The 20712-nt window shown below is 38.9% G+C and carries 20 protein-coding genes; 3 read left to right on the plus strand and 17 right to left on the minus strand.

All coding sequences use genetic code 11. The features are described 5' to 3' along the window. Positions 1 to 33: 33 nt before the first annotated feature. The 16 genes from ACO05G_RS05490 to ACO05G_RS05565 all read right to left on the minus strand — a co-directional run bounded on the left by ACO05G_RS05490 (position 34) and on the right by ACO05G_RS05565 (position 16304). Entirely contained in the window at positions 34 to 726 is a 693-nt protein-coding gene (locus ACO05G_RS05490; protein ID WP_348282857.1) for a DUF6261 family protein, read from the minus strand. Positions 727 to 847: 121 nt separating this feature from the next. Further along, on the minus strand, positions 848 to 2164 hold the full coding sequence (locus ACO05G_RS05495) for a WD40 repeat domain-containing protein (protein ID WP_421765055.1): 1317 nt from the start codon (positions 2162 to 2164) through the stop codon (positions 848 to 850). Between the two features lie 34 nt (positions 2165 to 2198). After that, positions 2199 to 4094 carry a MutS-related protein gene (locus ACO05G_RS05500; RefSeq protein WP_421765056.1) on the minus strand — a complete coding sequence of 632 codons (1896 nt, stop codon included), beginning with the start codon at positions 4092 to 4094 and terminating at the stop codon, positions 2199 to 2201. A 55-nt stretch (positions 4095 to 4149) separates the two neighbouring features. Then, positions 4150 to 4605 carry a hypothetical protein gene (locus ACO05G_RS05505; protein ID WP_421765057.1) on the minus strand — a complete coding sequence of 152 codons (456 nt, stop codon included), beginning with the start codon at positions 4603 to 4605 and terminating at the stop codon, positions 4150 to 4152. A 54-nt stretch (positions 4606 to 4659) separates the two neighbouring features. Further along, the gene (locus ACO05G_RS05510; protein WP_421765058.1) at positions 4660 to 5046 is read right to left on the minus strand and encodes a heavy-metal-associated domain-containing protein; all 387 of its coding nucleotides are present in this window, start codon (positions 5044 to 5046) and stop codon (positions 4660 to 4662) included. A gap of 18 nt (positions 5047 to 5064) precedes the next feature. Further along, positions 5065 to 7263, minus strand: a complete 2199-nt coding sequence (locus tag ACO05G_RS05515) for a TonB-dependent receptor domain-containing protein (RefSeq protein WP_421765059.1) — start codon at positions 7261 to 7263, stop codon at positions 5065 to 5067. A gap of 66 nt (positions 7264 to 7329) precedes the next feature. Beyond that, positions 7330 to 7716, minus strand: coding sequence for an HYC_CC_PP family protein (locus tag ACO05G_RS05520; protein ID WP_421765060.1), 387 nt, complete (start codon positions 7714 to 7716; stop codon positions 7330 to 7332). A 33-nt stretch (positions 7717 to 7749) separates the two neighbouring features. Next, complete coding sequence (locus tag ACO05G_RS05525; protein ID WP_421765061.1) at positions 7750 to 8394, minus strand: DUF4396 domain-containing protein; 645 nt, start codon at positions 8392 to 8394, stop codon at positions 7750 to 7752. A gap of 51 nt (positions 8395 to 8445) precedes the next feature. Continuing rightward, on the minus strand, positions 8446 to 11058 hold the full coding sequence (locus ACO05G_RS05530; RefSeq protein WP_421765062.1) for an FtsX-like permease family protein: 2613 nt from the start codon (positions 11056 to 11058) through the stop codon (positions 8446 to 8448). After that, positions 11059 to 11394, minus strand: a complete 336-nt coding sequence (locus ACO05G_RS05535; RefSeq protein ID WP_421765063.1) for a PadR family transcriptional regulator — start codon at positions 11392 to 11394, stop codon at positions 11059 to 11061. Positions 11395 to 11701: 307 nt separating this feature from the next. After that, positions 11702 to 12769, minus strand: coding sequence for a ribosome small subunit-dependent GTPase A (gene rsgA / locus ACO05G_RS05540; RefSeq protein WP_421765064.1), 1068 nt, complete (start codon positions 12767 to 12769; stop codon positions 11702 to 11704). Then, positions 12770 to 13627 carry an alpha/beta hydrolase family protein gene (locus ACO05G_RS05545; protein WP_421765065.1) on the minus strand — a complete coding sequence of 286 codons (858 nt, stop codon included), beginning with the start codon at positions 13625 to 13627 and terminating at the stop codon, positions 12770 to 12772. Positions 13628 to 13631: 4 nt separating this feature from the next. Beyond that, positions 13632 to 14180, minus strand: coding sequence for a pyridoxamine 5'-phosphate oxidase family protein (locus ACO05G_RS05550; protein ID WP_421765066.1), 549 nt, complete (start codon positions 14178 to 14180; stop codon positions 13632 to 13634). A gap of 1 nt (position 14181) precedes the next feature. Next, entirely contained in the window at positions 14182 to 14616 is a 435-nt protein-coding gene (locus tag ACO05G_RS05555; protein ID WP_421765067.1) for a hypothetical protein, read from the minus strand. A 209-nt stretch (positions 14617 to 14825) separates the two neighbouring features. Then, on the minus strand, positions 14826 to 15971 hold the full coding sequence (locus ACO05G_RS05560; protein WP_421765068.1) for a helix-turn-helix domain-containing protein: 1146 nt from the start codon (positions 15969 to 15971) through the stop codon (positions 14826 to 14828). Positions 15972 to 16106: 135 nt separating this feature from the next. Then, positions 16107 to 16304: a hypothetical protein gene (locus tag ACO05G_RS05565; RefSeq protein WP_421765069.1), complete on the minus strand. Its 198-nt coding sequence runs from the start codon at positions 16302 to 16304 to the stop codon at positions 16107 to 16109. Positions 16305 to 16621: 317 nt separating this feature from the next. On the opposite strand from ACO05G_RS05565, the gene ACO05G_RS05570 reads away from it, so the two are divergent. Genes ACO05G_RS05570 through ACO05G_RS05580 form a run of 3 tightly spaced genes read left to right on the plus strand, consistent with a single transcriptional unit; the run spans position 16622 to position 20096 of the window. Further along, on the plus strand, positions 16622 to 17071 hold the full coding sequence (locus ACO05G_RS05570) for a hypothetical protein (RefSeq protein ID WP_421765070.1): 450 nt from the start codon (positions 16622 to 16624) through the stop codon (positions 17069 to 17071). Between the two features lie 5 nt (positions 17072 to 17076). After that, complete coding sequence (locus ACO05G_RS05575) at positions 17077 to 17412, plus strand: PadR family transcriptional regulator (RefSeq protein WP_421765071.1); 336 nt, start codon at positions 17077 to 17079, stop codon at positions 17410 to 17412. After that, positions 17409 to 20096, plus strand: coding sequence for an ABC transporter permease (locus ACO05G_RS05580; protein ID WP_421765072.1), 2688 nt, complete (start codon positions 17409 to 17411; stop codon positions 20094 to 20096). Before ACO05G_RS05575 ends, ACO05G_RS05580 begins: the two co-directional genes overlap by 4 nt. Here ACO05G_RS05580 and ACO05G_RS05585 read toward each other — a convergent pair whose 3' ends face one another. Further along, positions 20097 to 20678: a class I SAM-dependent methyltransferase gene (locus ACO05G_RS05585; protein WP_421765073.1), complete on the minus strand. Its 582-nt coding sequence runs from the start codon at positions 20676 to 20678 to the stop codon at positions 20097 to 20099. It lies immediately after the preceding gene. Between the last annotated feature and the right edge of the window lie 34 nt (positions 20679 to 20712).

The following is a 20712-nucleotide window of genomic DNA, read 5'->3' on the forward strand; positions in this document are numbered from 1 at the left end:
TTTAATGGAACTCAGGTTAAAAACCTTTATGCACTAAGCTGCTTTTTGTCGTTCCTGAGCCTCTTCCATCATGTCTGTAATGATTGCATTTAGCTTGTCGACAAGTGCACCTATCCCTTTTTCTTTGTCCTCTTCCAGCAATTCAATATGGTTTAAGAATAACGTGATTTGCTTAGATAGTTCTGTTTTCCAGACAACCACCTGAGGTGCCTCGCTAGTCTTACCATCATTGATTTTGTCATGGTAGACCAAATTGAAATTCTCATGTGCATTTAGCATTTCTTCCAGCAGATCTGCTACTCCTGCACGAGAAATTTCAGTAGAGCAATTTCCCAAATCCTCAACCAAACTTCTCATTGCTTCACTTTGTGCGATATAGCCCAGGTTGTAGAGGCTGAAGCCTCGTTTTCTGACAATTTCAACCAGTTTTTCACCGGCTTTTTTTATGACGGGTTCTGATCGGTATGATGCAGATAATACGCCATATTTAAAGGCCTGGAATGCATCATCCCTCAGGAGATCAGCCTGTTGTACTCTGGAGGCATAGACATTTGACAGACTTTCATTGAGTGATTCAGATAGAACATCGGAAGCATCCTTTGTTTTTTTGATCCTGTTTTCCAGGATATCTTTCAATGAAGTGGAATTTACCGCTTGAATTAGACGTTCAGCTATGACGACTAATTCTTCTGATGTGAGTAGTGAGTGAGAAAATTGCTTTAGCATGGTTCGTGAGTTGGTATTGGTAATTAATTTTTAAGTAATAAAGGATGTTCTGATGTAAGTTGAAACTAAACTTCGATAAGGTCAAAGTTTTTTTGGATGGATTCTTACTAAAGGGGTCGTTCTAATTTTCGCAGGTCATTTGGTATTCATAATCCGAACCCACAAACTCGTTCCATTCTTCATTTGTCAGGCTTCTGTTGACCATCACGCAAATCCGAAATGCTAAAATGGCAGGGTCAATGGGCCAGGTTCGAATATACTCATCACCACCACCTGTGATCACTTTTCTACCTGTTGGATCAAAACTGCCTGTAAAAACCCAATCATCATGGTCATCCAGAATAATCGGAAGTTTACGAGAGTCTTCAAGATTCCAAACCCGAGCTGTTCCATCTCTGCTAGTGGTAAGCAGTAATTTTCCATTGGGACTGAACTGGATATCAGTGACTGTGCTCTGATGTCCTGATATGATGCGTATGAGCTCTTTTTTTGCAATATCCCATAAAATAACATCTCCTCTGTCACGACCTATGGCTAACGTATTTCTGTCAGGTCCAATGTCCAGACAATTGATAGCAAACGAACCCAACTTATATCCAAAGTAGGATTGATTCTTCCAATTTTCCATGATATCCTCGACTGGACTTTCCTTCACTTCATAAGGTTTCTCCCATGCTTCTAACACGCCTTCTTCAGTTCCTGCATAAATGGTTCCGTCCTGCTCATCCACTTTGAGTTGATTTACTTTCAAAGCGGTTTTTCCAACATGCTCAGATTTTGCATCAAAACCCTTAAGGATCAAATCTCCTGATTTTGTCACACTTAGATATCGACGCTCACCGGGAATGAAAGTAGCTGTCTGTACAGGCTCAGGGTCTTCCAATACGCTGATATCTTCTTCAATACTTTGTTCGATGGGAATGAGTGCCAATCCTTCCTGATAAAATATAGCCATCAGGACCTTTCCATCGTTAGACATTTCTATTGACTGCACGATTTTATCAGACTCATAAATCGTTTGAGGAATGCTTTGTGGGTTGGTCAAATCCCATTTTAAGACTTTACCATCTGTCGAGGAAGAGTAGTAGAAATTAGGATCTGAACCAAAAACTACGGATGTGACGGTGTTGGAATGAAAACCAACCTGATTAAAAGCCATGTTTCTAATTGAATCATAGCCGAGGTATTTATTAGCCTGATACAGCGCCTGATATACATTGAGGTGGGAGACATAGGGCTCTGTATTGCCATTTTTCCAGAACTCATAAGCTTGTCGGGCCACTAGTGCTTTGAGATCGGTTAGGTAACCGGGCATGACTAAAGACCGCTGAGACATAGACATCACCAATTCAGTGATTTTCGGATCATTTTCACTAGTATCTTGTGAAAATGACAAACTCATTATGAGCGTAAGGGTAGTGGTGAACAATAAACGCATGTTCTAATTTACGCAGAATGAAATGATTTTGTCATCAAATCACATTCATCTTTCTCATGATAAAACTGGCACTTTTGTTTTGACATACACCATCCCTTAGTTTATAATCAAATACGAGTTCATCATCCACAATCTCTACCTCAAAGCGTTTGTTTATTAACACTTCAGGAAATTCATTTGAAACATTACAGACTTCTAAGTCATGAGTGGCTATCCCTCCAAACGCTTGCTTTACCGCCATTTTACGAATGACCTCAATGGTCCCATTTCGCTTGTCATCAGAATTGGTTCCACGTAGGATTTCATCTAACAAAACGAAACACGGCTCCTTATCCAATCTGTCCATGATGTATTTCAATCGTTTAACCTCTGCATAGAAGTAGGATTCACTGTCACTTAATGAATCCGACAATCGCATTGAAACCAGGACAGGAAGAGGATGAACATTGGCTTTCCTTGCAAACACAGGCGCTCCAATGCCAGCAAGAACCATATTCACACCTACAGTTCTTAGAAAGGTACTCTTACCAGACATATTCGATCCAGTCAAAATAAAGAATCGATTTTCTTCAAAACTGATCGAATTGGTCACGGTCTTTTCAGCAGGTATTAGCGGATGGCCCAGGTCTTCAAAATCTACCTTGGCGCTGGTATTTATTTCAGGAAAAGTAAAAGAGGGGTTATTGTAGTGGAAATTTGCCAGACTACTTAGCTTTTCTATTTGACCAATCGTATCAAGCCATTGCTGAATGTGTGTTGCATATGAATCTCTCCATCTGGAAAGGGAATGTAAAACATGGATATGATAAAGTACAAGTCCATTAAGTAGGGGGGCAGCAAAAATATTTGAAACATGCTCAAGCCTTCCAAAAAGCAATGCAAGCTTGTGAATTGCACTGCTTGCATAAATATGATTAGTTTTTAGTTCCTGTTGAAGTTCCTGAAGCCTGGCAGATTTAAAAGATTGATTTTCAATCGACTTTAGGAGAAAAGAGTATTGCTTAAGGATTTTACCTATTTCAGTGGTTGATGTAAGCTCCTCTTTCAATGATTTAAAATGCAAGCCGAGAATGGCCAGGTTAATAAGTGCAAGCAAACCTGCAATATTACCTCCGGTACCTTTTACAAAGTAAATAGTGACCATAATTAAGGTTGCTACCGGAAGTAAAAACGTAAGAATTCTAATTACAGAATTTAATGAGGAGGTTTTTTTATTTGACCATTCGATTAGACGATTATAAATAGCTGGATTATCAGGCTCTTGCTTACCTAGTGCAAGTAAATGATGACGCCATTCAATCATGGGGTTAAGCTCTTGAATAGCGTGCTGTCTTGCTTCTATTTCAGGTTTTGTTTGAATATCAAGCAGGCTGTCAGCTAGTTTAACTTTACCTCTTACTGTGCCTGTTCGATTTAACATCTGAAAAAGTGATTTCTCACCAAAGAAATCCAGATCATAGGAGTAGGGGTGGTCATGTTTGGTGAACTCCGATCCATTTTCAAAGCAGAACTCCCCATTATTCAAGAAGCTTAGTTCATCCTGGTTAATCTTTATTTTTTCTTCTGATAGTCTCTTTCGCCACCGTATATCCTGATGCTTTCGGATGAGCAGGAAAAAAGAGGAAGTAAGGATTACCCCTGATATTGCGAAACTGAAGTGATCCGTTTGATAGAATTGATAAAATAGAAATCCAGCGGTAAATGCCACAACTAGTCTAATCAAGCTCATTTGCTTATCCTTCGCTTTCAGACTATCCACTTCCTTCCTTAGTGATTCCAGATGTTCTTCGTAAACCTTCAATTTTCCATTCTGTTTTAGAGAAGGCAAGGTTAATGATTTATCAAGAAATGATCCGGTTGTGCTACGAGCGATAAATCTGGTGGAATTTCTGTCAGATTCACTCTCTATTTTAATTACAAAGACCAGCAATCAAGATAGTTCGTGAACGACTTTCTAAATTGACCTAGAAAATTCTAATAACAATTTAATAGCCTGCCCGATAAAGTTTTTTTGCTTTTTTCAATTCCTTTTGGGTCTTACCATTCATAATTAGAGCAGTGCCCACCAAAGCCCCACCGACTACATAAGGAGCCATGGCAATCTTATAGTCCCCTTTATCCCAATCATCACTAAGTTGATGTAACATGGAATTTAAGGCATTATGAAGAAGACCCCATGAAATTGTAGCAACACCTAAACCGTTTATGAAATTAGTACTATAACGACTATCTAAAGCTTTATCTAAGTGAAGATTTATTGCTGGATCATTCCAATTATATTTTTTAAACCCTTTTTTATTTAGCCACTTAGTTTGACTTTTCTTGTATGGGTTTTTAATCTTTAAAACAGTGTCTGCTCCAGCGTCTTCAGACACCTGAGATTGACTTGAAAATGACAATAAAGAAAACAGACCGATGAGTATGAGTAGATGAGGTTTCATGACTATAGGTCAATAACTAAAAACGCTACCCCCAATCTTAATCAATATCCTGATTTAATTACCTCCTTTTAAAGGAACTTGAGGAACTGGTGTGCCATGGGCCCCATCTTTACAACACATCGGCAACTTATCGTAGGATATTGGGTTTCGGGCAAGCGTATCTGCGTGATATCCAACCATCGTTATCCGTTCCCTTAACGTTTGAGCATCTGTCTTCTTAGAGTTATAAACGATAGTCATCACCTTGTTATCCAGATTAAGCGTGGCTTCCTTTACTCCTTTTTCAAACGCAAGGTCTTTCTCCAAAGCATATTGGCACATCTCGCATATCGCAGATGTCTGTATTTCTACTTTATATCCGTCTTTTACTTCAACAGGTTCTTTTTGTCCAAAAGAAGCGAGTGATTGAAGTATCGAAATAATTACTATTATATTTTTCATGTTGGTATGGTTAATTCGTTATCTCTTTATCTTATATCTAAATCCAGCATACACCATTCTGCCTGCAACAGGTGCCCAGACAATAGACGCATCAAAATTATCACTGAATGGGTTTTCCGCATCAATAATTGGATTGTCCTGAGTAAACCCAAGTAAGTTTTCAGAACCCACATAAACATTCCCCCATCTAAATCCACGACTGATTTGTGCATTTAATAAGAAGAAATCAGGTGAGGATGACCCTCGTTGGAATTCAGCCGGTTTATCGGAGGTATTCGGTAATCGCTTAGATCCAAACCACTGAAGTGTTGCATCAGCTTCCCACTTATCAAATCTGGTTGCATAGGAGGTGTTAAGAAAGAATCGATTGCGTGCATTGAAAGGAACTTGCCTTAACTCTCCATTGATGGTCGCTTTCACATCATAGAACTTGTAAGCTGCTTTCGCACTAAAACGATCAGAAAATTGATAATTTCCTTCAAGTTGAAAGCTATGAGCAAATGATTCACCTTTCAAATTATATACCCGAAGCTGACTTGAATTTTGATCCATATCATAGATCAGCTGATTGGTAAATGCAGTATAAAAATAGTCAGCAATCAAGTTGAGTTTTTTGTCTTTGATATTGATTGCAGTGACAAGACTACCACCCATGTTCCACGCAATTTCCGGTTTGGGGTCTTCCATAATAATTAGCTGCCTGGAAGACACTAAAATATTGGAATTCTCTAGTATAACATTTGGCGTCCGATAGCCTTTTCCAATAGCCGCTCTAAGGGAAGTCTGCTCTGAGATTTGGTATCTGGTGTGGATCCTTGGAGTGAAATAGGTGCCATACAAATTATGAAAGTCTGTACGTGCGCCTGCCAACAAGGTAAATCTATCGCCAGGAGTGAAGGTGTACTCGTAGTATAATCCCGGAACAATTTCCTGTCTGGAAAAGGCTGAGTCAGCATAGATCTCATCAAAATCATCGTATAATAAACTTGCCCCTGTTTTGTACTGATGAAACGAATTACCAATGATGTTCTGGAAGATCACATTCCCATAAATGGTTTTTTCCGTTCCCTGATAATTATCTCTTCCGAATCCTCCATTGATATCTAAATAGCTGGCGGAGTAAATGAAGCCCCAACCTTTGTAGGGTTTGCTGGGGAAAAGTAATCCTGTTTTTCCAAATACTTCCATTCGAGTGGTATTGTTCTGGAACCCAAATTCAGAGGAGGTTCTAAAATCATCACCAAAATCAAAGCCTAATTGACCCCCGGTTTTTTCATCTCGCATCACAGTAAACCCAAGCTGGGAAACAACTTTATCACCTCTATATTTATATCGGTTCATCACATTGATTTGACGCCCTTTCGGAAGATCCATAAATCCATCATCATTCTGGTCGATCTCATTGTTGAAGTAATTGGAATGAAACAAAAGGGCAGTGCTCCATTGATCATTGATGTCTCGCGCATGATTTGCATTGACCTCTAATCGTCCAAATGAATTCACATAGCTGTTTAGGTATAGCTTTTCACTGTTCTCTGGCTTCTTCAGCTCCACATTAATTTGCCCGGTCATAGATTCATAACCATTTACAACAGTTCCGGCACCCTTACCTACATCAATGGATTGGACCCATGTGCCGGGTACATAGGAAAGGCCATAGCGACCTGACAATCCGCGTACATTCGGAATGTTTTCTCGATTAATCTGAACGTATCGACCATCCAACCCTAACATCCGGATGGTCTTAGCTCCACTTACAGCATCGGTAAAAGAAACATCCACTGAGGCATTGGTTTCAAAACTCTCTGAGAGATTGCAACACGCTGCTTTTGTCAATTCAGCTTCGGTAATTACCTCGGTATGTTTGGCTTCCAGGTCATCCATAAAAGTACTACTGGCTTGTACAACAACCTCATCCAATTCTGAGGTGTTTTCCTTGAGCATGATGTGCATCATCTCGGATAAGTCAGCAGCTAAAGTGTCTGATAGAAATCCTGAATAGGAAATAATGATTTTGCTGTCCATGCTCTCCAGTTTTAATGAAAACATTCCATTTTCATTGGTAATAACTCCATTTTGAGTTCCTAACTCTTGAATGGTTGCACCGATGAGTGGTTCATGTTTGGCTCCATCGCCTACCATACCTCTCACGGTTTGTGATTGTGCTGATAGCATCAATAAAAAAGAAAATAAGTATAGAAATATATGTTTTACCATGATTGTATTTTAAAAGTCAATAAAAAATTGATTGGCGAATAGCTCGCCTTTAAACACAATCAGATTTTATATCAGGAAAGTCTGAATAAATACGGTAATGTCCCGATCGGGAAGGGGTGGAGTATAATGCTGATAAGGTTGTTGCTCAAATGATTGATGAGGATCAAATTCGTTCGTTAATACATAATTGATGATCGCCAATTCAAAAAGCTCCGGCGTAGCATCGAAATCAAAGCCTATGGTTGTTATTTCTTCAACCTTGAGTTCTTGGCTTATGTCCTTACAGCAGGGCATTTGTTCTTCTTCACCTTCAAAACAATTTTCAGCATGAACATTAACAGCCACAGACTTTAGACGACCCATACAATAATGTTTATTGAGGGTTATACCTGTCGTGGCTACCAGCAATACAATTGCTAAAAATGTGTTCGCTATGTTTTTAAAGATGCGCACTAATGCAAAGATACGGATATTACTTTTTTTAGTTTAATGACAGGCTTGATTGAATTTCTTAAGTTTATAATAATTGTAAGGCAGTGGGGTAATAAACCCAACAGCCAATGCGGGAATTAGCGCCAGCCAGTAAGTAGGATCATCAAATGCTGCTTTACCACCGGTAATCATAAAATCCGTACTGGTCATGGCAAGTTCCATTGCCACCATGGAAATGAACGACATACCAAACGCTGTTTTTAAAGCGAAAGACCATGAAAAATACTCACGAGTCTTAAGGATAATGGTCTCAAGCATGATAGAAGTACATAATCCCGCAATGATAGCCAGCACCATTTGAGTCATTATAGGAGTGGAGGGGTAGTAGGCCTGCAGAAAAAACACCATTCCGAAATCTCCAATTGAGCACCCAATGAGGCAATTCAATGTATTAAAAGAGGCTCGCTTCCATTTGATGGTATCGGCCCAAAATCCTGTGTCTGATTTTACATTGTAGCCATTCTTGTTTAAGAGTACATCTAATTCCTTTTCAGTAATGGAACCTTCGATGATAAGTTTTACCTCACCATTGATGTCAGCTTCCCATCTCGATATCTTATCGTTGGCGTCAAGAGTTGTTTTTACTTTATCTACACACCCCTGACAGTGAAGATCTGTCTTTACTTTTAACGTTTTCATTAATGTAATTGCACTACAATAAATACTTTACAAAGTAAATCAGCTTTTCGTTCATTCGTACCTGAGCGCATTTACCGGATTCATTTTGGCCGTTTTGAAAGTTTGAATCGTTACGGTTATAAATGCGATTATAGCTGTTACAATGATGGCAATAAGAAAAATCATCGGATCGATGGTAGTATGAAAAGCGAAATCATTTAGCCATTGATTTCCATAGTGCCAGACCAGAGGAATCACCAGAATATTTCCAAGCAATACCAAAACCATAAACTCCCGTGAGAGAATGAAGATGATTTGACCAATGCTTGCTCCCATGGTTTTTCGAATTCCTACTTCTTTTGTTCGACTAAGTGCCACAAAAGAGATTAACCCAAACAATCCAATGGAAGAAACAATTAGGATGATGATTGCAAAGATGGTAAGGACGCTGGCTAGCTGATTTTCCTCTTTGTACTGCCTGTCAAAATCTTCATCTAGAAAAAAATATTCCAATTCAAAATCACCATAAACGTTATCCCAAACCCTTTCTATAGACTTTATCAGATCGTAGGTTTGTTTGGTGTTATATCGAATCGCGAAGTACTTCCCGTAACTATAGCTTCTATAGTCCATCGCCTGAGGCCATATAACATCCTGTAGACCCAATCCATGATAGTCTTTCACTACGCCGATTACGGTACCGGCGGGCCTTTGAGAAGGAGAGACAATCTCTCTGCCGATGGCATCTTCAGGACTATTCCACCCCATTTCCTCAACACACTTTTCGTTGATGATGAGTCCGGATTCAAGCTCTGAAGGCCGCTCCAGATTGAAGTTTCTACCAGCAATCAAATCAAGTCCTAAAACATCCAGATAATTCTCGTCAATAGCCATGTACTCGGTATCAACTTGTTCGCCACCTTGTTTTTCCGGATAGGCCCACTGCCCAAGCCACCCGGGTCTTCCGGGGAGCGCATTGGTATGAGAGACCATATGGACGCCAGAGATTGACTGCAGTTGATCTTTTAGCACATTCCTTCTTGATCCGGAGGGCGCGTCAGAAGCATTAACCACAAGCACTTGCTCTTTTTCAAAACCCAAATCCTTAGTTCTCATATAATTGATCTGATTAATCACCAATAGTGTTGCTATAACAAGTCCGGAAGAAATGAAAAATTGGAAGGTGATAAGTATTTTTCTAAGACTCAACCCCTGGTAGCTCTTATTCAATTTACCACTTAGTGCATTTAGTGGTTTTAATCCGGAAATGACCCAGGCAGGATAAAAACCCGAACCAATTGACACAGTAATAAGTAAAAGCAAGACACCAATTATGAATTTAAAAGATCCGAAAAAACTGATATCATATTTCTTTCCCATTAAATCATTGAAAAATGGAAGCGCAAGGTTCATTAGAATAAGGCCAGCTATAAATGCAATGAGCGTTAGCAAAAATGACTCAGTCATGAATTGGCCGACTATAGCTTTTCTGGAAGAACCAACCACTTTCTTCATTGCTACTTCTTTTGCACGATAGACTGACCGTGCGGTACTTAAATTCACATAGTTGATGCAAGCAAGAATTAGCAGGAATATAGCAATCCATGATACCGTCTTGACTCGCTTTTTCGAACCTTTAGGTCCAAATCCATTCCAATAGGTTTCGTTGAGATAGATATTCTCGAGCGGAATTAATTCTGTTGAAAAAGAAACGCCCATATCATCTAGCCAATCTCCAATATTTTCATGATACAGGTTCTTGACTTTTGCTTGAAGAATGTCAGGATCAGCACCTTCTTTTAATAGGAGGTAATTACGAGCATTGAAGTTCCCCCATCCTTCAGTGTAACTCCACCATTGAAGTTTCTCAATGGTGGGAAATGAAACAAGAATGTCAAACTGGATATGCGAGTTTTTAGGTAGGTCCTCAACTACCCCTGTAATTTCAAATTCAACAGTATCAGCCAGTGTGAGTGTTTTCCCCAATGCATTACCCTCAAAGTACACATCCTCAAGGGATTCGGTAATAACTACCGTGAAAGGGGCAGTCAGTACTTCATCTTCGTTAGCAGAGGTAAGGTTGAAGGAAAAAAGATCAAAAAACTCCTCACTAGCATAAAAAATGTTGTGATTATATCGCTTGTTCTTGTGGTTCAATTTGGCAGTGGAGGGAAAATTTTTCGTATAAAGCACTGATTCAACCTCTGGAAATTCAGTTCTTAGCTTGTACCCAATAGGCCAGGCATTCGTTTCCATTCCGCCCTCCGAAGCGGTTACCACTTTATAAATCCTGTCACCTTTTTCATGAAAATTATCAAAGGAAAGCTCATCGATTACGTACAATAGAATAAGTCCGCCTACTGCCAAGCCTAGAGATAGCCCGATGAGGTTAATGGCTGAGTGTGTTTTGAATTTGAGTAGATTTCTGAAAGCAAGTTTTAATGTTCTCATGAGTGTTATGATTAGTCCGATTTTATAAATCCATTTTAAGTTTTTAATCAAACTGAGCCTAAATAATTTCAGTACACCCAGCGTGTAATGAACATTGGCTTTTTTGATTGAGAGATGCTCAACATCATCAAAGAAGACTTCTTCCATATCTCCTTCAATCTCTTCTAAATAGTCCTTGTGAATGAAGAGTCTGAGCAACCTCCGTGACCATTTTGGAGGTGTTACTTTCATCATTTAGATGGTTTTAAGGCTTTTATCCAAGGCGATATTGGTCCAGAATCCCTGTCGAATTTCTTTGATCTCATTGAGGACCTTGTGAGCGTGTGGAGTAGCGGTATATATTCGCTTTCTCTTACCTCCTCGCTTATTGGTTGCATCCCCAAATTCAGAATTAAGAAATTCTTTTTCTTCCATTCGTTTTAGCGCGGACTGGATAGAACCAACACTTAATCGTTCACCCAATCGTTCTTCCAGTTCCCTCTTGATTTCTACACCGTATGCTTCTTCCTTTAGCAGTATCACTGCCAACAGCACCATCTCTTCAAACTCACCCAATTTTGTCTTTTTCATTTGACTATTTTTTTGTGCTTTTCCAGCTGTTTGCCTCAAATCATTTTTTGAAAAAATAAGTGTTCTCAATGCTTGGGTCAAGCAGCGCGCTCGATATTATTCGTAATTGCAGTAAAAATAGTTACAAATATTATTCGTAATTGCAGTTTTTATCAAAAAAATATACTAAATATTACCGATAGGACGTATTTCTCTTACAAAAAGGTAGAGAAGTTCACTTCTAGTGGTTGATTCAAAAAAATGGATTTGTTAAATAATTAATACCTTGATATAGCTAATGATAGCGTAGGTTTTGTCCTCCAATAGCTCAATACTTGTTCCTCTTGCGATTCTTTTTTACATTTTTAATTAGCTTACCTAAATCTTTATCTTTTTGTTTTTTTTCTAACGAAGATGATTCATAATGCCATTTCTCACGTTGAAGCTTTTGGTAATTATTATAAGAATCCATATCAAATTCTCCTTTTTCAACTGCCTTCAATACAGCACAATTCTCTTCATGCTGATGAGTGCAATCATTGTATTTACATTGCTTTGCGAGTACTGTAATTGCTTCGAAAGTTAGTTCTAGACCCACAGAAGAATCTGTGATTCCAACCTCTCGCATACCTGGATTGTCAATGAGAATTCCTCCATTTGCTAATATGATCAGTTCTCTGTGGGTGGTGGTATGTCGTCCCTTGTTTACACTATCACTTATTTGATTGGTTGACATGATTTCGCTCCCAGCAAGGTTGTTAAGTATAGTGGATTTCCCGACTCCAGAGGAGCCTAGCAAACAATAGGTTTTTCCTTTTTCAATTACTGATGCAAGTTTTTCATACCCTCTATCTTGCTGATTTGTTGCTGTGTAAATGGGAAGATTCTTGACCCTTTGAAGGATGTTTTGTCTTATTTGATTGAGCGTATCATTGTCAATTAAATCGACTTTGTTTAGAATGATTAAAGGAGTCACTTTGGCGTTATTACAAATAGTAACGTATCGTTCCAATCTGTTAAGGTTAAAATCCCTTCCTACAGACTGAACAATAAGACCATAATCTATATTGGTTGCAATAATCTGTTTTTGCCCTTTCTGACCGACTGCCTGACGTTCTATCACTGAATGACGAGGATAAACTTCATGGATCAAGGCTTTGTGTCCATCAAATACAGAAATGGCTACCCAATCACCTACAGCGGGTAGATCTTCATGATTTTCTGCAGCAAAACGAAGTTTACCAACCAACTCTGCATCAAAATTTGTTTCACCATTATTTACCTCATACCGATCCTTATGTTCGATAACTACTCTGCCTACTTCAAAAGCGTCAAGATTCGACTCAATGCGATGTTGTTCCAGTCTTATATTATAACCTAAATTTTCAAGTCTCATCTAATTTTCACTAAGTCCTAATTTCAACTCTAACCAATCATTAACGCAAATTTGTGTTTCGGGTATAGGTGCATTGGTGTTCACATCAAGTAGTTCGTGATTTAGATTTGGAAATAAGTGCACGGTATAGTCCTTATCATAGGTTTCCCTTATGTCTTCAATAATAGATATATCGTTTGCTGCGGGATTGCTTTTATCCTTGCCTCCATAAACCCATAGTGCGGGTATTTGCAAAGACTCCAAACTTGGTCGTGGGTCAAACCCATGTATTCCGTTGAAATTCTTTAATGCTTCAGCAATCTCTTCCTCTGTCATATTTCCTTCAGCGATTGAATCAAAATAATCTGAGATCCCAACTGTGCTGGTTGCACCTGATACACTTACCATAAACGAAATATCTGATGAACTGCCTGCTGCCAAAGGCATGATCCATCCTGCTTGACTCGGCCCTATCAAACCAATGTGATCAGGAAGAATATCCGGTCTTGTTGTTAAATACTTTACAATAGAATTAACATCATCGGCAAGTATGGGAAAGACCGTTGGGCTGTTTGCTGCGTTAACATCATGATATCTACCGGTCGATTGTCCAACTCCTCTTTTATCGTATCGCAATACTGCAATACCCAGACGTACATAGTTCTGTGCAGAACCTTTAAAAAGATGTCGATCAACATGGCCAGAACCATGTACCATAATCATTGCGGGAAAAGGCCCATCACCATTCGGTAAATCGAGCTCTGCTGCTAAAACAGCCTCCGTTGCATCTATTGGAATAAAGCTCGCAACAATACCATCATCATCACCGCAGCTGAGGATTATAATGGAAATAAGTAGTAGAGTGACTGAATATTTCATGATATTATTGGTTTTTTATAATTGCCTGTCCCGTTCCAGGGTAATTCTTTTCTTTCTTACCTGTATTTACAGCGCCTGGAGTCATGTCTCCAAGATTGACCGGTATTACCTTTTCAAAGGTTATGTCCCGCACGAACTCTAACCTACTCCACATTTTCTTATACCCCGCTGTACGTTTAAAAGTAGCTAGCAGTTTCTGTATCCTTCTTTTTTCCAATTCGGTTGCCCTTCGTACTTGGCCAGCTGTACCAACGAGCCTCAAGGCTGGAGGAGTTGAAAATTTACCAAACAGGACAGATTTGATCCAATAGATAAAGCTGCTATTGACACCCATTACAACAATTCTTCGATTGTTATTTAGATTTTTTGGCATGCCTCGTGTGAAGATTTCGAAGTAAATACCTGTACAATCGTTATTGAGTAGTAATGAACCAATAGGGGTTACCCAAGGTGTACCATCAGGATTCACTGTTGCCATGGCACAGTGCATCGATGAAAGGTTATACTGCTTAAAGTATTTGCGGATTATTTTCCAATCTTTTCGTAATTCCATCTTATTGTTTTTTAGTGAGATATTTTTTTAGGTCCTTATTCATCTCATGAAATTTGAGCCAAATGGGCTTGAATCTTTTCACCATAAATGGCTTAAGTAACCCGGACATCTTCAGCGTTTGAGCAAAAACATTTGAATGATCGCTATTTTCTATGATGAAAGCATGCTCCATGTATAGCAGCCATTTGAAAATCAATTTTCTTGATAAAATGAAATAGTGATTGTGAACAACCTTATTCACTTTACATGTTCCTGATTTTGTTTTGCCTTTAAGTTTTAGGCTTATCACCAGAGAATTACCCTCATTAAGTTTTCCACTTCCATAAGGAATAAGGGTGTTCCAATTGAAGTAATTGTCTAAATCTGCTAGAGTAGCCCAGATTATTTTTCTGGATACATTAATGTCGATTTCTAGTTTTTCAAAATCAGTTTTCATCGTTTTATTTTTAAATCAATTCATTTAAAATTTCAAACAGCACCACAGAAGCTACTAGTACACCTAGTATTATCAGTACCGCATGTTTGACGTGATCAGATTGGCACTTGCGAATCATGCTCCAAAAATGGGTCTGTAGCTTTTGCTATTCGACGCATCCGGTTTGTTGGGACGTCCCATCAGGTCGGATAAGACCTAAAAGTGATGGCTCAATGAGTGGAGAGGTATTCGGAGGGGGTTATTCCAAGATGTTTTTTGAAAATCCGGTTAAAAGAACTTTTACTGTTGAATCCGCAATCGAGGGCAATACCCAAAATTGAATAATTACTATACTGAGGGTCTAATAATCGTTTTTGAGCTTCTTTTATTCGATACTGGTTCACGAAATCATAGAAGTTGACCGAGAGTTCCTGGTTAATCACCTGGGACAGATGATCCGGGGTAATGCTTACTGCCTCTGCAAGACCTGTAAGATTAAGATTGTGATTAAGGTATAATCTGTCATTTACCATACGATCCTCTATCTTTTTAAGGGATTGCTTGATTTGATCCTCAGTAAGTTTAGAACGTGAATATTTGGGTTCTTTTTGTGGTCGCGGAAATAATCGTGTTGGGTGGTTGATGGCATTATAACCTACAATGTGGGCAAAGAAGGATAGAATGATCATATTGATCTCCTCGACAGGGAAGATAACTCTTTCCACACTGGATGTTCCGGTGAATTGAGCAATCACATAGAAGGCTGATATAATAGCATTCACCAAGATGAATATCAAGAAAGTAAGCATCAGCTTATTTAGCCATTCTAGGTGAATGATGCTGGTACCAGATGAACCGGTTTTGTATTGGTTTTGATATTGCTTTAAAAAAATAAAGGTTAAAGCGAAGTAAATAATTGTCTGAACCAGAAAAATACCGCCTAACCATAGGTGACGAAATGATAAACCTGCCGGATCATGAAACTGAAGAAGGTAGGTAATTTTTTCCTCTGGGTTCCAAAAGTAAAAGGGAATTAATGCTGCCAGAGCTAATAATGGAAAAACGAGATGTATCAGATCATGCTTCTTAAAGATATTTTCTCCTGAAACCATAGATTTGGCGTAGAAGTAGAACAGCGGAGCAATGAAATATGCAAAAGGAAAGGAGAACATGCTAAATGCAGGTTGCTCATGATAGTACCCTGTACGATACATGATCAATTCCATACTAAATATGGAGATGCAAAAAAGCAATGCAGAAAGCAGGCGATTAGATTTGACAGATCCTTTTTTGTTGAACCACAGGATTATTGTTAGGAAGAATCCATTGAGTACCCCAAAACCTAATATGATCGACCAAGCATCTAGTTTTATCATACCAAAAACAGAGCGATGAGTTTCAAGGTAATATTAATTCATAATGCCTTAAGAAGTCTAAATTAAGCCAAGATCTGAGGTATCGTGGGACATGGAACATGTACTCTTGTCGATATCAAAATTCCGACTAAAACGCTAATACGGAAATATAGGTTTGAAACTAGATTTTAGCCATCGATTCGTCTCAATTACCTGTGAAAGATTCTTTTTTAGCGCATGCTTACCAAACCAGGTATTCAAATACGGATGCGTTCGAAGGGAATTGGAAGGTTTACTACCAGTTCCGGGAAATTCGTTGTTGAAACGGATCATGACTGTTGGAACCTTATTCATTTTCAAAGTCTGGTAGTATTCTTCTGTTTGTGATATCGGTGTTCTTAAGTCATCTTCTCCTCACATTAGCATGGTAGGTGTTTTTACATTGCTAACATACATAAATGGGGATCGTTTGATTGCTCACTTGGATCTTCCCACGGACAATTTTCAAAATTGTAGTACAGACAAACCACATTCTTAATATGTATCACTGTCCATAGATTCAAATTACAAAGATTACATAACGATCGTGTTAACACATATTAACATATTACTTGTACAAATACACAACTAAAATTTTAACTTGTGCGTTTGTACAACAAATCATTACTACCATGAGAATATTTACTTATTTATTTCTATTGGGCATCACGATATCGATTTCTGCCCAGCAGACAGGGAAGCAAACTCTGGCTCAACTGGAGGAGAGCCCGGCAGGTTCAAAGATTATCTGGTTTCTGGATGCTGTCAAATCCGGAGGTATCTCAGCTGAGTCGATTGAAAAATATTTTTCTCCAAAACTCATTGAGAAAATGGGAGCTGATCAGTTAATGGGAGCTTTTGATAATATAAAAATGAACGATGGTACATTAATTATGTATCAGGCTGATAGAAAGAAAATAACTGAATACAAGCTGATTGTTAAAGGAACCAAATCAAATGAATGGATGGAAATGGGATTCTATTTTGAAGACAATCCACCTTATCGAATTGCAGGATTTACGATTGATACTATTGAAGGATCCTTTGACTCCTTTGAGCCAATGTATCCAAAATCAAACTAACACTTATGAGAGGAGAACACTTAGGCGAATTAGAAGAGCTGGTTTTACTTACTGTAGGTTCATTAACAACCGAGGCTTATGCCGTTGCTATACTGGAAGAAATTGGAAATAACACGAATCGTAAAATGGATGTAACTGCTGTTCATTCTGTTTTGAGGCGACTGGAAAAGAAAGGATACGTCTCATCTGAGATGGGAGGTGCTACATCGGAGCGCGGAGGACGAAGGAAACGATTCTTCACCCTGACACAGGCAGGAAGAAGAGTGCTGGATGAGACAATGGAATTACGCCTTTCGCTCTACAATAAAATGCCCAAACTAACTTTCGCAACTGTGTCATGAGTCAGCAACCACCCAAATTGGCTGATCGGTTTCTTGCCTGGTTCTGTGATGAGAGACTAATAGAAGATTTGCAGGGAGACTTGTATGAGCTTTATATAAAACGTCGAGAGCGAAGCGGAAAGCTTCTGGCTACTGTCTTATATGTATGGTGGGTTCTCCGCTCATTTCGATTATCTGCATTGAAAAGGAATCAAAAACTCAATAACTCATTTATGACTATGACTAAGAATAACTTTAAAATAGCGCTTCGTGTGCTATGGAGGGATAAATTCAATTCCTCATTGAATCTTTTAGGGCTAATTATTGGAATTACCTGCTTCCTGCTACTTGGCTTTTATGTAAAACAGGAGGTTAGTTTTGATCAGTTTCATGCTAAAAAGGATCGTATCTACAGAAGCTGGCTAAAAGAAGATTATGGTGAAGGTCAGGTCTTTTTTAACTCACATACTCCACTCAGGTTTGAATCACTTTTTGAAGATAACTTTCCGGAAGTAGAAAGGTCAGTTCAATACATTTTGTCAAATTTCCTGGTTGGACGAGGAGAAAACAGGATCAACGAATCCGTAGCTATCATCAGCCCTGACTTTTTTGAAGTATTTGATTTTCAATTAATCGAAGGAGATAGGGAAAGACCGTTACCCACACTCAATGATATCATTATTTCTCAGGAATACGCCAGAAAATACTTCGGGGATAATGATGCCCTGGGTAAGACATTGTCATTACAGATTGGACAGGACATCAAAGACTTCAATGTCTCTGGTATTTTTAAAGACATTCGGTACGAATCTAGTATCAATTTCGATTTAGCTATATCAACGGAAAACAATCGAACCCTCTTCAGTGAACGAGCTATGAATGCCTGGTTTAATGTGGTGGCTGAAACCTATGTGTTGTTAAAAGAAGGAGCCAGCATTGAAAATGTGAATAGTAAAATGCAGGATGTTGTGCTCAGCCAAATGGGAGATGCGGGTTATGGAGATGAAGCGATGCAACGAGATCAATATAATATAGGGATGCAGCCCCTAACAGACATTCATCTTAATCCGGATATTCCACTGGGAAATGCTCCGGTTGCAAATCCACAATACGTCTTCATCTTAGGTACAATCGGATTGCTAGTTCTTATAATCGCATGCATCAACTATACCACTTTGTCTACTGGTCAGTCTCTTCGGAGGTCCAAAGAAGTGGGTATACGAAAAGTATTAGGTGCACACAAAAAAACGCTGGTTTATCAGTACCTCAGCGAGAGCATCTTGTTAACGATCATCGCGATGCTCATCGGAGCTACAATTTCCTATTTATTGATCCCAACATTCAACAGACTTACGGGTACGGAGATTTATCTTCAATTCGAATGGTGGCATGCTGGAATTTATGCACTCCTTGCATTAATCATAGGAGCTATTGCAGGATCTTACCCAGCATTGATTCTTTCAGGTTTTAAGACGATCAACATTCTCAGGGGGAGCAATCAATCAGGAGGGAAGATGACTGCCAGAAAGGGGATGGTGGTTTTTCAGTTTTTGATTACTGTGTTCCTAATCACTACAACCCTAATCATGAAAAAGCAGATCCAGTATTTGCAGGAGAAGGACTTGGGGATAAATTATGAAGCGGTGATTTCCACTCAGTTGCAAGCCAGCCCTTCCGCCCAGCGCTTATCAGAAAGGATTACTTCCGGATTTGAAAATGGGCAGTTGCTAAAAGCAAGGTTGGAAAAATATCCAGAGATTTCAGAAGTAGCAATGGGGACCCATGTGTTTGGAACAAGTGGCTGGGCTCATCTGGCCTATACCGATGATAAGGGAGTCTTTCGATGGTTTAGGTTGCTTTGTGTGGATGCCAATTATCTTAAAACCTTTGATATCGATATCCTGGAGGGTCGTGGCTTTGAGGAGAGTAACGGGCTGGATATGAGGCAATCTGTTATTTTAAACAAATCAGCAGTTGAGCACTTTGGTTTAAAAAATCCACTTGGAGCAAAATTACCTGGGGATGAGTTTGGCGATCATCAAATCATTGGAGTGACTGATGATTTTCATTATTCCTCCTTACATTCTGAGGTAGAGCCATTGGTTATTGTGATGAATCCAATGCCCATATTCATGGGAATTTCTGATGGTGATTTCATCGATACTCCAATACCTAAATTGGTGTTTACCTATAATGGCTCCAATTTATCCGATGGAACGGATATCCTAAAAAAAGAGTGGGAAGCACTCTTTCCAAATGAAAGCTGGAATTTCAATTTTATAGATGAACAAATTGCAGCTCAGTATGCAAGTGAAACAAGAATGAATAAGCTTGTAACCATTGCTACAGTTTTATCTATCATAATTGCGAGCCTGGGACTTCTTGGACTTTCTATGCTGGTAGTAAATAGTAAAGTGAAAGAAATTGGAATAAGAAAAGTAATGGGAGCTTCAGCTACATCAATCTTTCGGTTATTAGCAAAAGGATTTTCTATTCAGCTATTGATTGCGATTGTACTTTCTATTCCCATCACCATTTATATGATGAACAAGTGGTTAGATAATTTTGCTTATCGTACATCGATAGGGGCGTGGCTGTTTGTTCTTAGTAGTATTGTTTCATTGTTGATTGCCTTTTTGGTCATCAGTTATCATACAATGAGAGCTACACGAATCAACCCCGTAGAATCGTTAAGAACAGAATAATTATAATTTTACTGAGTAGATCTTAATGGTAGGGTCAAAAGTGTCAGCTATATCATCAATATGTAGCTGACATTTTTTTATCAGTCCTTCCATATATCCATTTTGGCAATACTCCCTGTAATGACGATAGTGGGAGGTGAATCGCTGATCCAGCCACATCAAAAATCGCTGTTTCCTATTCTCAGGAGGAGCAAATGCACATATGATCAATCGGTCGGAATAAGTGGTTGTTGACTTCAGGATTTGAACAGCAAGCTCCTGTGGAAGAACATGGAAGAAGAGGCATGCTGTGGCGTGTGTGAAATCCGCTTTTGGTTTGAAATGCTGATCAATCATCCGATGTTTGAATGCGAGGTTAGTGATATTCAAATTCTTCGTTCGATTTTGTGCATACTTGATGAACGATTTGGAGCCATCCACACCAAAACCAGATTCGATTTTAGAATGAGCTCTTATAAAGAAGTCTCCGGAACCACAACCCAGATCGATGACACGAGCGTCCGGATCCAGCATATTGATCATTTGTTCTCGAATTGGAATCAGATATCTGTCTGAAGTGTGAGATTTTATCCAGCCTTTCATCGAAGTTTTTTTGATCAAACAAGAAAGGGTAGGG

The sequence above is a fragment of the Ekhidna sp. genome (genome assembly GCF_965227465.1).
Classification (GTDB): Bacteria; Bacteroidota; Bacteroidia; order Cytophagales; family Cyclobacteriaceae; genus Ekhidna.

Bases quoted from the DNA above. Each gene is read 5' to 3' on its own strand.
- ACO05G_RS05490 (WP_348282857.1), bottom strand. From the start codon at position 726: ATGCTAAAGCAATTTTCTCACTCACTACTCACATCAGAAGAATTAGTC.
- ACO05G_RS05495 (WP_421765055.1), bottom strand. From the start codon at position 2,164: ATGCGTTTATTGTTCACCACTACCCTTACGCTCATAATGAGTTTGTCA.
- ACO05G_RS05505 (WP_421765057.1), bottom strand. From the start codon at position 4,605: ATGAAACCTCATCTACTCATACTCATCGGTCTGTTTTCTTTATTGTCA.
- ACO05G_RS05510 (WP_421765058.1), bottom strand. From the start codon at position 5,046: ATGAAAAATATAATAGTAATTATTTCGATACTTCAATCACTCGCTTCT.
- ACO05G_RS05515 (WP_421765059.1), bottom strand. From the start codon at position 7,263: ATGGTAAAACATATATTTCTATACTTATTTTCTTTTTTATTGATGCTA.
- ACO05G_RS05525 (WP_421765061.1), bottom strand. From the start codon at position 8,394: ATGAAAACGTTAAAAGTAAAGACAGATCTTCACTGTCAGGGGTGTGTA.
- ACO05G_RS05530 (WP_421765062.1), bottom strand. From the start codon at position 11,058: ATGATGAAAGTAACACCTCCAAAATGGTCACGGAGGTTGCTCAGACTC.
- ACO05G_RS05535 (WP_421765063.1), bottom strand. From the start codon at position 11,394: ATGAAAAAGACAAAATTGGGTGAGTTTGAAGAGATGGTGCTGTTGGCA.
- rsgA (WP_421765064.1), bottom strand. From the start codon at position 12,769: ATGAGACTTGAAAATTTAGGTTATAATATAAGACTGGAACAACATCGC.
- ACO05G_RS05545 (WP_421765065.1), bottom strand. From the start codon at position 13,627: ATGAAATATTCAGTCACTCTACTACTTATTTCCATTATAATCCTCAGC.
- ACO05G_RS05550 (WP_421765066.1), bottom strand. From the start codon at position 14,180: ATGGAATTACGAAAAGATTGGAAAATAATCCGCAAATACTTTAAGCAG.
- ACO05G_RS05555 (WP_421765067.1), bottom strand. From the start codon at position 14,616: ATGAAAACTGATTTTGAAAAACTAGAAATCGACATTAATGTATCCAGA.
- ACO05G_RS05560 (WP_421765068.1), bottom strand. From the start codon at position 15,971: ATGATAAAACTAGATGCTTGGTCGATCATATTAGGTTTTGGGGTACTC.
- ACO05G_RS05565 (WP_421765069.1), bottom strand. From the start codon at position 16,304: ATGAATAAGGTTCCAACAGTCATGATCCGTTTCAACAACGAATTTCCC.
- ACO05G_RS05570 (WP_421765070.1), top strand. From the start codon at position 16,622: ATGAGAATATTTACTTATTTATTTCTATTGGGCATCACGATATCGATT.
- ACO05G_RS05575 (WP_421765071.1), top strand. From the start codon at position 17,077: ATGAGAGGAGAACACTTAGGCGAATTAGAAGAGCTGGTTTTACTTACT.
- ACO05G_RS05580 (WP_421765072.1), top strand. From the start codon at position 17,409: ATGAGTCAGCAACCACCCAAATTGGCTGATCGGTTTCTTGCCTGGTTC.
- ACO05G_RS05585 (WP_421765073.1), bottom strand. From the start codon at position 20,678: ATGAAAGGCTGGATAAAATCTCACACTTCAGACAGATATCTGATTCCA.